Origin of the sequence: Clostridium sp. SGI.024 (assembly GCF_050315195.1) — a bacterium.
Classification (GTDB): domain Bacteria; phylum Bacillota; class Clostridia; order Clostridiales; family Clostridiaceae; genus Clostridium.
In genome coordinates this window covers 14,920-28,026 of the sequence record NZ_JBNPON010000050.1, presented here as the reverse complement: position 1 = coordinate 28,026, position 13,107 = coordinate 14,920, and the positions used below count along the sequence as shown (strand labels likewise).

Genomic DNA, 13,107 nt, shown 5'->3' with positions numbered 1-13,107 from the left:
TGATTTATTTATTATTTAATAATATATCTGCAACTTTAACTACATCTCCAGCACCTATAGTTAAAACTATATCTTTTTCTGAAGCTTTATTTTTTAAGTATTGTGCAGCTTCTTCATGGCTATGAACATTAGTACATTTAATGCCTTTATCTCTTAAGGCATTTCCAAGGTCTTCTGAAGAAACTAAACCAGTATCCTTTTCTCTTGCTGCATATATGTCCATAAGAAGCAGTTCATCAACTTCATCAAAGCAAGTTGTAAATTCATTAAATAAAGTTTTGGTTCTAGTGTAAGTGTGAGGTTGGAATACAGCATAGATATTTTTATGAGGTATTAGCTCAGCAGTATCTAATGTAGCTTTAATTTCAACTGGATGATGTGCATAATCATCTATTACAGTAGCACCATTAAATTCACCTTTATATTCAAATCTTTTGTGAGCCCCTTTACATTCTTTTAAACCTTCTTGTATTGTTTCATAAGGTACATTGAATAATAAGCCTACACAAATAGTTGATAAAGCATTTAATATATTATGCTTTCCTGTAGTGCTTAAAGTAACATCAAATAAATCTTCGTTATCTTTGCAAACAGTGAAGCTTGCACAACCATTATTATTAAAAGTGATATTAGTAGCTCTTACATCACCTTTATCTAATCCATAGCTAATAGTATTACATTTAGCCTTTTTTAATATTTCATTTACATTATTATCTTCACAATAACCTATTAGATATCCGTCTTCTGGTATTATATTAGAAAATTTCTCGAAAGTTTCTTTTATATGATTTAAATCTCTATAGTAGTCTAAGTGATCAGCATCAATATTTAATATAATGCCTATATAAGGATAGAACTTAAGGAAAGATTCCTTATATTCACATGCTTCAGTAATAAAGTATTCACTATCTCCAATTTTAAAGTTACCATTTATAGCATCTAGTTCTCCACCTACTAATATTGTAGGGTCTAAGTTTGCTTTTAAAGTTATGTGAGAAAGCATTGATGTAGTAGTTGTTTTACCATGGGTACCAGCAACTGCTACATTGTATTTATGACCTTTCATAATTAATCCAAGGAATTCAGCTCTATCAACAAGTTCTATGTTTTGATTCTTAGCCTCTATAATTTCTGGATTATCTGATGGAATTGCTGCAGTATAAACTACTAAATCTACACTTCTTATATTATCTTTGCTATGACCTATGTATATTTCTGCACCCTCAGCTTTTAATTTATTAGTTATTTCAGATTCTTTAGAGTCAGATCCAGAGACCTTATAACCTTTAGTTAATAAAAGGGCAGCAAGACCACTCATACTAATTCCACCAATTCCTATAAAATGAACTTTTTTATTTATATCTTCATTAACATTGAATGACAAAGTACCAACTCCTTTTATATTAAGAATAATTTTCAAATTACACTTAAATAGTTTTCACCTTATAATTATATACAAATTTAGAAAAATGAACACATAAAAAAACTATATATTATATATTTTGGTGAATTTTTATTTAAATTTTTATGAATATATGTAAATTATAGGAATAGTGATTAAAACCTATTGATATTGAGAAAAATATAGAATAAAATATGAATATTAGATGCTTAAAACTAACAAATAATTCGGAAAAAAATAAAAATGTAGGTGATATATTTTGGAAAAATTAAGTAGAAACAGTAGAGTTGTTGCTATAACAAAAGTTTTAACTGAAAATCCTAATAAAGTAATTGGATTAAATAAATTTTCAGAACTATTAAATGCAGCAAAATCAACTATTAGTGAAGATATAGTCATAGTAAGAGAAATATTAGAAAAACTTGAAATGGGGAAAGTTGAAACTATAGCTGGTGCAGCTGGAGGAATTAAATACATACCGGGAATAGAAAAAGAAAGTAAAAGAAAGTTTGTGGAAGATATTTGTGAAATGTTAAAAGATGAAAGCAGAATAGTTCCAGGAAATTTTATTTATGTGACAGATTTAATGTATAATCCTCAAATTATTAGTAAAGCTGGAGTTGTTTTATCTTTAGAGTTTTATGAAAAAGAAGTTGATTATGTAGTAACTGTAGAAACTAAAGGTATTCCTTTAGCTTATGAAGTTGCAAGAAATTTGGGTATCCCTCTAGTAATTATTAGAAGAGATAATAAAGTTACTGAAGGCTCAACAGTTACAATTAATTATGTATCTGGAACAAGTGGAAGAATACAACAAATGTCATTATCTAAAAGATCTATGAAGCCAAGAAGTAAATGTATATTTATAGACGATTTCTTAAGAGGTGGAGGAACAGCTCAAGGAATAAAGGATTTATTAAATGAATTTGAAAGTGAATTAGTAGGTATTGGAGTTCTAGTGGATAATATAGGAGTTACTAATAAAAGAGTCAAAGACTATATTTCTATAGTTGAACTTAATAATTTATGTGATAATAAATCTTTAGAGGTAAAACCTTCAAATTTAATAGTATAAAACAACAAATTTATTACACAAAATTGCTGAATTTTATAAAAATTTAAAAAAATTTAAAAATAAAAAAGGATTTTTAAATTTTTTATAGAATTTTATATCTATCATAGCAACGGAGGTGTAATGCAATGACAATAACTGATGTAAGAATTAGGAAAATAGCTTCGGATGGAAAGATGAAGGCTATAGTTTCTGTTACATTTGACAATGAATTTGTAGTTCATGATATTAAGGTGATTGAAGGACAAAATGGATTATTTATAGCAATGCCTAGTAGAAAGACACCAGATGGAGAATTTAAGGATATAGCGCATCCTATAAATACTGACACAAGAGAAAAGATTCAAACATCAATTTTAGAAGCTTATGAAAAAGCTAAATTAGAAGATGAATCAGAAACAGTTGTTGAATAATAATAACTAACTAAAAATAAAAGGGATATCCCTTTTATTTTTTTGCTTAAAGATTATTAAGAGATATTGGGTATAATTAAGGTTGAAATACTCACATCAATACAATATAATAGAATGAGATGTTTACGAACGTTTTTAATAAAAATTATATATTTGTCCTTAACATTATATAGTGAGGTGAGCTTTATGTATAAATGTGCATTGATTTTAGCTGCAGGACAGGGGACGAGAATAAAATCTAATTTACCAAAGGTTTTACACAAGGTTTGTGGTAAAGAAATGGTTAATCATGTTATTGATACCATGAGAAAAGCTAAAATAGATGATATAAATGTAATCATAGGAAGGGGAGCAGATTTAGTAAAAGAAAAAACTGCTTCAAGAAATGTTAGTTATTCATTACAAGAAGAACAATTAGGAACTGGGCATGCTGTAAAATGTGCTATTAATTTCTTAAAAGGTAAAAAAGGAATTGTAGGTGTTTTTGCAGGAGATGCTCCTTTAATCAAGTCTGAAACTATTGAAAAGTTATTTGATACACATATAGAAAATAATAATTCTGCTACATTGTTATCTTCTATAGTTGAAGATCCAACAGGATATGGAAGAATAGTTAGAGATGGTAATGAAGTATTAAAGATTGTTGAGCACAAGGATTGTACTGAAGAAGAATTAAAAATAAATGAAATGAATGCTGCTATTTATTGTTTTGACATTGAAAACTTATTAAGTTCACTTGAAAAGTTATCTAATGATAATAAGCAAGGAGAGTATTACTTAACTGATGTTATTGGAATATTAAAAGATGAAAATAAAAAAGTAGGAGCATTATCAATAGATTATGAAGAAACTATTGGAGTTAATTCTAGGGTTCAGTTAGCAGAAGCTGAAGAAGTATTAAGAAAAAGAATTAATAAAATGCACATGGAAAATGGAGTTACATTAATAGATCCAAGTTCTACATATATAGGAGATGACGTAGAAATTGGTAGAGATACAATAATATATCCTGGAAATGTAATTGAAGGTAATACTAAGATTGGTGAAGGAGTTATGATATATCCTAATTCAAGAATTTCAAATAGTATTATTGATAATAACGTAGAAATACAATCTTCTGTAATAATTGACAGTAAAATTGGAGAAAGAACTACAGTTGGTCCATTTGCATATATAAGACCAGAGTCTATAATTGGAAATGATGCTAGAATAGGAGATTTTGTTGAAATTAAAAAATCTACTATAGGAAATAATACTAAGGTATCTCATTTAACATATATAGGAGATGCAAAGGTTGGGGAACATTGTAATTTTGGGTGTGGAACAGTAGTAGTTAACTATGATGGTAAAAAGAAAAATACAACAATAATAGGCAATAATAGCTTTATAGGTTGTAATACTAACTTAGTATCACCAGTTACAGTAGAAGATAACACATATATTGCTGCAGGTTCAACTATAGTAAATGATGTTAAGGAAGGTGAACTTGCTGTTGCAAGAGCTAAACAAAGGAATATAGAAGGTTGGGTAGCCAAAAAGGGTTTTACTAACAAATAGTTATTTAGATAAACAAAAGTGTTAAAAATATTAAGGAGGTCTTCATACAATGATAACCCATGGAAAAAATATAAAAATATTTACTGGAAACTCACATCCAGAATTAGCAAAGGAAATTGCAGAAATTTTAGGATTACCACTTGGTAAATCAAAGGTTTCAACATTTAGTGATGGTGAAATATCAGTTGATATTGGAGAAACAGTAAGAGGTGCGGACGTTTTTGTAGTTCAATCAACAAGTTCACCAGTAAATAATAATTTAATGGAATTATTAATAATGATAGATGCATTTAAGAGAGCGTCAGCTGGAAGAATAACAGTTGTTATGCCTTATTATGGATATGCTAGACAAGATAGAAAAGCTAAGTCTAGAGATCCAATTACAGCAAAATTAGTAGCAGACTTACTAACAGCAGCAGGAGCACACAGAGTATTAACTATGGATTTACATGCAGCTCAAATCCAAGGATACTTTAATATACCAGTAGATCATTTATTGGGATCACCAATATTAGCAGATTATTTTATTAATAAGGGATTTGATGATGCAGATGACGTAGTTGTTGTTTCACCAGACCTAGGAAGTGTTACAAGAGCTAGAAAATTTGCAGATAGATTACATGCACCAATAGCAATCATTGATAAGAGAAGACCTAAAGCAAATGTATCAGAAATAATGAATATTATAGGGGATATAAAAGGTAAAAGATGTATCCTTATAGATGATATGATAGATACAGCGGGAACTATTGCAAATGCAGCCAATGCTTTAAAAGATTTAGGAGCTAAAAATGTTTATGCATGTTGTACTCATGGAGTTTTATCAGGGCCAGCTTTTGAAAGAATAAATAATTCAGCTATAGAAGAATTAGTTATGTTAAACACTATAAAGCTACCAGAAGAAAAAGAAGATTTAATTAAATTCAAATCATTATCAGTAGCACCTTTATTTGCAGAAGCAATAAAGAGAATTTATGATGATGAACCAATAAGTAAACTATTTGAAGCTTAATACATAATTGGATAAAAAGCCTCTAAGAAGCACAAACTTTTTAGAGGCTTACTATTTATATTTAATTGATGTATTTAATTTGATACAAATAAGTTTATGAGAGAAAAGGACTATATATAGGTTTAAGGACGGTGTTATATTTATGAATAATAAATTAGGCAAGGTATTAATTGTAGATGATGATGAAAATATATGTGAAGTTATTAATATGTATTTATTAAATGGGGGATACGAAACTAGACTAGCTCACAACGGAAAAGAAGCAGTTAATTCATTTTTAGATTTCAATCCAAATATAATACTACTTGATATTATGCTTCCTCAAATGGATGGAATTGAAGTATTAAAATGGATAAGAAAAAATAGTGAAATTCCAGTAATTATGTTAACCGCAAAAGGTGATACTTTTGACAAGGTGTTATCGCTAGAACTTGGAGCTGATGATTATATTGTTAAGCCTTTTGAACCTAAAGAATTAATGGCAAGAATCAAGGCTGTTATGAGAAGGTATAATTATGATGAAAAGAACGCAGAAATTATTAATTATCCAGACTTAATTGTAGATGCTTCTTCATATAACGTAATATATAGGGGAGAAGAAATAAAGATGCCACCTAAGGAATTCGAACTTTTGAATTACTTAGCTATAAATAAAAATAAAGTTTTTACAAGAGAGCAATTACTTTGTGAAGTTTGGGGATATGATTATCCTGGAGATTCTAGAACGGTAGATGTTCATATTAAAAGACTTAGAGAAAAAATAAGTGGCGGAATTAATTGGCAAATAGAAACTGTTTGGGGAGTTGGGTATAAATTTGAGGTGAAATAGATGAAAAGAAAAAGTGTAATATACAAACTTTTAATTACATTTTCATCTATAACTACTGTTATTTTGGTATTAATTGGAATATTCCTATCGATGATTATAAATAGGCAATACTTAAGTGAGAAAAGAGAGCTTATAGAGAATTATATTGGGATAATAGAAGAATCTACATCTAAGTTTATAAATAATAATGATGAAGTAGGGTATAAAGATTTAATTAATACTATGAAGATAATTAAGTTATCTGTAAATATGGATTCAATAGTTGTAGATAGTCAAGGTTATGTCTATGAAGTTTCAGATGAAAAATTATTATATCTAAAATATAGGAAAATAGATATAAAAGATTCTGATTTAAGTCTATTAAAAGAAAATAAATTAATAGAAAAAGATTTTATAAATGAATCAAATAAGAAGGTAAAAGTGGATTACTATCCTCTTTTCGGTAATGGTAGTTTTAACGGGATAATTATTTTGATTCCAAATAATACAGATATAAGTTTCCCGAATTTATATGCTGTAATTTGGATATCCGTACTAATTGCGGTTATATTTTCTGATATTATAGCCTATTATTTTGCAAAAAAAATATTGATAAATCCTCTAAGTGAGATTAATAATGCAGCTAAAAAGCTTGCAAAAGGTGAGGTAGAAAAAAGAGTATATATAGAGTCTTATGATGAAATTGGAGAGTTGGCGGATTCCTTTAATATGATGGCAGAATCCTTAGAGAAAGTAGACTTAGCAAGGAGAGAGTTTATTTCAAATGTATCCCATGAATTAAGGTCACCTATAACATCTATAAAGGGTTTTATAACGGGAATTATTGATGGTGTTATACCAAAGGATAGAGAGAATTATTATTTAAATATAGTTAATGATGAGGTAAGCAGACTATCAAGGCTAGTAGCAGACCTTTTAGATATATCATCTATGGAATCAGGTAAATTTAAAATGAACATAGATAAGATTGATATTAATGAAATAATAACTTTATGTATATTGAATTTACAAGGGAAAATTGAAGAAAAGAAAATGAATGTAGAAGTTATATTTGCAGATAATCACCAATATTGTTTTGCTGATAGAGATAGAATAATTCAAGTTATAATTAACTTAATTGAGAATGCTATTAAATATGGAAATGAAGGTGGAAAAATACAAATAGAAACTTATGCTAAGGGAGATAAAGTTTTTACTAGTATATTTAATACAGGAGAAAATATTTCAAAGGAAGATATAAATAAAATTTGGGAGAGATTTTATAAAGTAGACAAATCTAGAACAAATAAAATAAGTACTGGCTTAGGATTATCTATAGTAAGATTAATTTTAACTCAACATAAACAAGATATTTGGATTAATAATATTCCAGATAAAGGCGTAAAATTTACATTTACATTAAAGAGAACTACTAAATAGGGAGTTTTTGAAGTGATGTTAGGTATTATAAGTAAAAAAGATAATAAAAATAATAATGATGATTTTCAAGAAGAAAATATTTCTTCAATAAAGTTTATTAAAAGAAAATTAAGATATAGGACTTTAGCATTATTAAAGGCTTTAATATTTATTTTCATTACAGTTTCTATAAGTATAGTAGTATTAATTATAATTATTAATTATAATCATAAGGAATTGTTAAATAATAGAAATGATAATATAGATAATTATAATATTAGTGAAAACTACTATAACGCTATAGAAAATGTAAAGAACTCTTTAGTAACTATTGGAGGAAGTAAAGAAGGGTTAGAAGAAAATAGATATGTAGATGGAAATGTAACTGGAATAATAATTGAAGAGAGTGGGAAAATAATAACTAATTATTCAATGATAAAGAATTTAAAAGAGATATATGTTAAATTATCATTTGTTAATTCTGAGCCTATAAAGTCAGAAATAATCTTTATAAATGAAGATATAGATATAGCTGTAATTAGAGTTAATAGTGAGGAAGCTTTAACTCCAGTTAAGGTTGCACCTTCTAATGAAATAATAGAAGGTGAAAAGATTTTACTAATTAGTAATTCAACTTCTGACGAATATATAGATAATTTAGTACCAGGTATTATTACATCTTCAAACAGGCAAATAGAAGTAAATAATAAGAAATATAATTTAATTGAAGTTAATACCCCAATAAATAAGTTTAATACTGGAGGAATAATAAGCAATTTAAGGGGTGAACTTATAGCAATTGCAAGTAGAAAAATAACTGATGATATGAATATTGAGGGTCTTTATTATTCTATAAATTTAAGTTCAGTAGAGAAAATAATTAATTATACAAATGAAATGAAGGATATACTAGGAATAATTAAAGGGGAATTCATTGAGGTTAGTACCGGAGAAGATTATGGTGGTTTATATGTTACTAAAGTAAATAAAAATGGAAATTCGTATAAATCAGGTTTAAGGCCCACAGATATAATAATTGAAATTGATGATAAAAAATTTAATGATATCGAAGAAGTAGTAGATATGGTTAAAAATAAGAAGAGTGGAGATACTGTAAGCTGTAAAGTAATGAGAGCAGGGGATATTATAGAAATGGATATAATATTAAGTAATATTAAGGAATAGCAACTCTTGCCTAAGATTGCTATTTCTTTTAAAAGTCTTTTATTATTGTAAAAAACTAGTATAATATAAAATATGCAAAGATTCATTAGGAGGACGAGTACTATGTTTTTAATTGTAGGTCTAGGAAATCCAGGTAGGGAATATGATGGAACTAGACATAATATAGGTTTTGAAGCTATAGATTACATATCAAGTAAGAATAATATAGATATAAATAAGTCGAAATTTAAAGGGATGTTTGGTGAAGGTTTTATAAAAGGACAAAAAGTTATCTTATTAAAACCTACTACATATATGAACTTAAGTGGAGAAAGTATAAGAGAAGTAATTAATTTTTATAAAATTGATAATAATAAAATTATAGTTATTTATGATGATATAAGTTTAGAAATTGGAAAGTTAAGAATTAGGGAAAAAGGAAGTGCTGGTGGGCATAATGGTATAAAGAGCATAATAGCAAATATGGGTACTGATGTTTTTCCTAGAATTAAAATTGGGGTAGGACAACCTAAAGGTGATTTAGTTTCTCATGTTTTGGGAAGATTTAATAAAGATGAGGAAGAAGATCTTAAAGAAGTTATTGAAGCATCAAATAAAGCTACAGAAATAATAATACAATATGGAGCAAAGCAAGCTATGAATGAATTAAATGGATTCAAGTTGTCAAAAAATGAGTAATAAGGATGGTGGATTTCGATGAGATTAAAGGGGGTATTGCAACCTTTAAGAGAAAACTCAACTTTTAATGAAATAATAACAAGTATAAAGGATAATAAATTTCCTATAAATATAAATGGATTATCTGATTCAGGAAAAAGTTATAGTATATTTAGTATTTATAATGAGATAGATTCTCCTATGATTATACTAACTAATAATGATATGGAAGCAAAAAATATATATGAAGATTTAAGTTTTTATACTAATGATATTTATTACTTTCCAGCAAAAGAAGTTGTTTTTTATAATATAGATGCTATTTCAGGAGATTTAAGGTGGGCAAGATTAAAGGTAATTAAGGAAATATTAAATGATAGTAAAAAGATAATAGTTACATCAATAGATTCATTAACATCAGTTTATACACCTAAGGAGTTATTTAATAAATACAATATAACTTTAAATATTGATGATGAAGTAGATTTTAAGGATTTATCTAAAAAACTTTTGGAATGTGGTTATGAAAGAGTTGAAGCTGTTGAAGGAAAAGGAGAATTCTCTCTAAGAGGAGGAATATTAGATGTATTTCCACCTATATCAACATATCCATATAGAATAGAACTTTTTGGAGATACTATAGATTCAATAAGAACCTTTAATACAGAATCTCAAAGAAGTATTGAAAAGGTTAATACCATGGAAATATTCCCAGCAAAAGAAGTTATATTAGATGAAGAAGCTTTAAATAGGGGAAAAGAGAATATTCTAAAGGAATTTGAAGAAATAAAATCCAATGGTAAATCTGATGATGAAAGAATAGAAAAGCTTCAGACAATAATTAAAGCTAATGTAGAATCACTTACTGAAACTTTAACTTTTGAAACAGTAGATAGTTATTTACCTTACTTTTATGAAAGGATAGATAGCTTTTTTGACTATGTAAAAAATTATATATATGTAGTTGATGATGTTAAAAAATGTGAAGGAAAACTAGAAAGCTGCTACTATGAATTTAAAGAAAATTATGAAGCTTTTTTACAAAGAGGGGGAATATTACCTTCACAAATTAATTTACTATTAGATGAAGAAGAATTAATTGAAAAGTTAGAGCTAGAAAAAGTAATTACTTTAGATGTGTTTGACAATAATACAAAGATATTAAATCCAAATAGAAAGTATTTATTAAATTCTATAACCTTAAATAGCTATCAAGGGCAGTTAGATTTATTAATAGATGACATAAAAGATAAAAAATCAAAAGGATATAGAACTATAATATTATCAGGTACAAGACCAAGAGGAGAAAGATTAGTTAACACTCTAAGAGATAGAGATATTGAAAGTGTATATAAAGATGATGTGAGTTCTATAGAACTAGGAGAAGTAGTAATTACTTTTGGAAATCTTCTAAAAGGCTTTGAATACCCTGAATTAAAGTTATGTGTTATTTCTGATAAAGATGTATTTGGTGAAGCTAAGAGAAAAATATCCAAGAAAAAAACAAATAAAAAAGGTATAGGTAAAATAAAAAGCTTTGCTGAACTTAAATTAGGAGACTATGTTGTTCATGCTAATCATGGTGTAGGTGTTTATAAAGGTATAAAGCAAATCGAAGTAGGTGGACATAAAAGAGATTACCTATATATAGTTTATGATAAGGGAGATAAATTATATGTTCCTGTTGAGCAATTAGATTTGGTTCAAAAATATATAGGTTCAGAAGGAAAAACTCCTAAGGTAAATAAATTAGGTAGTGCTGAATGGAGTAAAGCTAAGGCTAAAGTAAGAAAATCTATAAATGAAATTGCACAAGATTTGGTTAAGCTATATGCCACTAGAGCAACATTAAAAGGATATAAATATAATAAGGATACAGAGTGGCAAAGACAATTTGAAGATGAATTCCCATTTGAGGAAACCCCAGACCAATTAACATCTCTTGAAGAAATTAAAAAGGATATGGAATCTGATAAGCCAATGGATAGACTTCTTTGTGGTGATGTTGGATATGGTAAGACCGAGGTTGCCATTAGAGCTGCTTTTAAAGCAGTTATGGATGGAAAACAAGTTGCTTTCTTAGTACCAACTACTATACTAGCAGAGCAACATTACAAAAATATGATTAAGAGATTTTCAGATTTTCCTGTGAAAATAGATATGATAAGTAGATTTAGAAGTGCTAAAGAGCAAAAAGCAACTATTCAAGCTGCTAAAGAAGGAAATGTAGATATATTAATAGGGACTCATAGGTTAGTATCTAAAGATATAGTATTTAAGGATTTAGGATTATTAATAATAGACGAAGAGCAAAGATTTGGAGTTGCACAAAAAGAAAAGATAAAAAACTTAAAGAAAAATGTTGATGTATTAACATTAAGTGCTACACCTATACCAAGAACTCTTCATATGTCATTAACAGGAGCTAGAGATATTTCTGTAATTGAGACTCCTCCAGAGGAGAGATACCCTATTCAAACTTATGTAGTAGAACAAAATGATCAGCTAGTTAGAGATGCTGTATTAAGGGAGATAAATAGGGGAGGTCAAGTTTACTATGTTTATAATAGAGTAGACAGCATAGAAAATATGGCTAAATATTTAGCTGAGTTAATTCCTGAATGTAAAATTGGAATTATTCATGGTCAGATGACAGAAAGACAGTTAGAGACTGAAATGGTAAGATTTATGAATAAAGATTATGACCTTTTAGTGTGTACAACTATAATAGAAACAGGAATAGATATTCCAAATGTTAATACTATGATAATTCATGACTCTGATAAGATGGGATTATCTCAACTTTATCAATTAAGAGGTAGAGTAGGTAGATCTAATAGAATAGCATATGCATACTTTATGTATACTAAAGATAAAGTCTTAACTGAAGTTGCAGAGAAGAGATTAAAGGCTCTTAAGGATTTTACTGAGCTAGGTTCAGGGTTTAAAATAGCTATGAGGGACTTAGAAATTAGAGGTGCTGGTAATATGATGGGTTCAGCACAACATGGACATATGGCAGCTATAGGTTATGATTTATATTGTAGAATGCTAGAAGATACCATTAAGATAATTAAAGGTGAAATAGAAAAAGAACCTATTGAAACCACTGTAGATTTAAAAGTAGATGCATATATTCCAGGAACTTATATAGAAGATGAAATTCAAAAAATAGAAGTTTATAAGAAGATTGCAGCTATAGAAAGTATAGATGATTATATGGATATTAAAGCAGAACTTGAAGATAGATATTCAGAAATTCCAGATCCTGTCTATAATTTAATGGACATAGCATATATTAAGAGCAGGGCAAAAATACTTTCAATTGAAGAAATCAAGGAAACACCTAAGGAAATTAAATTTATATTTGCAGATGGAAATAACAATATAAATAATATATATAAGTATCTATTAGAACACTATAAAGATAAGGTATTCTTAATGTTTGGAGAGAAACCATATTTTGGTGTAAGAATTTCTGAAGTGAAAAAGGAAGATATCCTAGTATTATTTAAAGAAATATTAGATAACTTAACTAAAAATATTTAAAGTTAATTAAGAAATTGAATAACTGACACAATA

At 27.7% G+C, this 13,107-nt stretch carries 10 protein-coding genes; 9 read left to right on the top strand and 1 reads right to left on the bottom strand.

The features are described from left to right. Window positions 1-4 precede the first annotated feature (4 nt). Window positions 5-1,384, bottom strand: a complete 1,380-nt coding sequence (gene murC / locus ACQRD5_RS12840; protein WP_294167097.1) for a UDP-N-acetylmuramate--L-alanine ligase — start codon at window positions 1,382-1,384, stop codon at window positions 5-7. Window positions 1,385-1,661: 277 nt separating this feature from the next. On the opposite strand from murC, the gene purR reads away from it, so the two are divergent. The 9 genes from purR to mfd all read left to right on the top strand — a co-directional run bounded on the left by purR (window position 1,662) and on the right by mfd (window position 13,074). Further along, a complete protein-coding gene (purR, locus tag ACQRD5_RS12835; protein WP_294167098.1) occupies window positions 1,662-2,477 on the top strand; it encodes a pur operon repressor in 816 nt (271 codons plus the stop codon). A gap of 125 nt (window positions 2,478-2,602) precedes the next feature. Then, complete coding sequence (gene spoVG, locus ACQRD5_RS12830) at window positions 2,603-2,887, top strand: septation regulator SpoVG (protein WP_291628792.1); 285 nt, start codon at window positions 2,603-2,605, stop codon at window positions 2,885-2,887. Window positions 2,888-3,073: 186 nt separating this feature from the next. Continuing rightward, entirely contained in the window at window positions 3,074-4,444 is a 1,371-nt protein-coding gene (gene glmU, locus ACQRD5_RS12825) for a bifunctional UDP-N-acetylglucosamine diphosphorylase/glucosamine-1-phosphate N-acetyltransferase GlmU (protein ID WP_294167099.1), read from the top strand. Window positions 4,445-4,493: 49 nt separating this feature from the next. Continuing rightward, window positions 4,494-5,456 (top strand): ribose-phosphate diphosphokinase, encoded by a 963-nt coding sequence (locus ACQRD5_RS12820; RefSeq protein ID WP_291628795.1) that lies wholly within the window; start codon window positions 4,494-4,496, stop codon window positions 5,454-5,456. A 142-nt stretch (window positions 5,457-5,598) separates the two neighbouring features. Next, the gene (locus tag ACQRD5_RS12815) at window positions 5,599-6,285 is read left to right on the top strand and encodes a response regulator transcription factor (RefSeq protein ID WP_291628796.1); all 687 of its coding nucleotides are present in this window, start codon (window positions 5,599-5,601) and stop codon (window positions 6,283-6,285) included. Further along, complete coding sequence (locus ACQRD5_RS12810) at window positions 6,286-7,704, top strand: sensor histidine kinase (RefSeq protein ID WP_294188411.1); 1,419 nt, start codon at window positions 6,286-6,288, stop codon at window positions 7,702-7,704. Between the two features lie 15 nt (window positions 7,705-7,719). Continuing rightward, window positions 7,720-8,868 carry a S1C family serine protease gene (locus tag ACQRD5_RS12805; RefSeq protein WP_294363336.1) on the top strand — a complete coding sequence of 383 codons (1,149 nt, stop codon included), beginning with the start codon at window positions 7,720-7,722 and terminating at the stop codon, window positions 8,866-8,868. A gap of 102 nt (window positions 8,869-8,970) precedes the next feature. Then, on the top strand, window positions 8,971-9,546 hold the full coding sequence (gene pth, locus ACQRD5_RS12800; protein ID WP_291628801.1) for an aminoacyl-tRNA hydrolase: 576 nt from the start codon (window positions 8,971-8,973) through the stop codon (window positions 9,544-9,546). A gap of 18 nt (window positions 9,547-9,564) precedes the next feature. Then, the gene (mfd, locus tag ACQRD5_RS12795; RefSeq protein WP_427746929.1) at window positions 9,565-13,074 is read left to right on the top strand and encodes a transcription-repair coupling factor; all 3,510 of its coding nucleotides are present in this window, start codon (window positions 9,565-9,567) and stop codon (window positions 13,072-13,074) included. Window positions 13,075-13,107: the final 33 nt, after the last annotated feature.

Coding starts and splice junctions, on each gene's coding strand:
- spoVG (WP_291628792.1), top strand. CDS start 2,603: ATGACAATAACTGATGTAAGAATTAGGAAAATAGCTTCGGATGGAAAG.
- glmU (WP_294167099.1), top strand. CDS start 3,074: ATGTATAAATGTGCATTGATTTTAGCTGCAGGACAGGGGACGAGAATA.
- ACQRD5_RS12820 (WP_291628795.1), top strand. CDS start 4,494: ATGATAACCCATGGAAAAAATATAAAAATATTTACTGGAAACTCACAT.
- ACQRD5_RS12815 (WP_291628796.1), top strand. CDS start 5,599: ATGAATAATAAATTAGGCAAGGTATTAATTGTAGATGATGATGAAAAT.
- ACQRD5_RS12810 (WP_294188411.1), top strand. CDS start 6,286: ATGAAAAGAAAAAGTGTAATATACAAACTTTTAATTACATTTTCATCT.
- ACQRD5_RS12805 (WP_294363336.1), top strand. CDS start 7,720: ATGTTAGGTATTATAAGTAAAAAAGATAATAAAAATAATAATGATGAT.
- pth (WP_291628801.1), top strand. CDS start 8,971: ATGTTTTTAATTGTAGGTCTAGGAAATCCAGGTAGGGAATATGATGGA.
- mfd (WP_427746929.1), top strand. CDS start 9,565: ATGAGATTAAAGGGGGTATTGCAACCTTTAAGAGAAAACTCAACTTTT.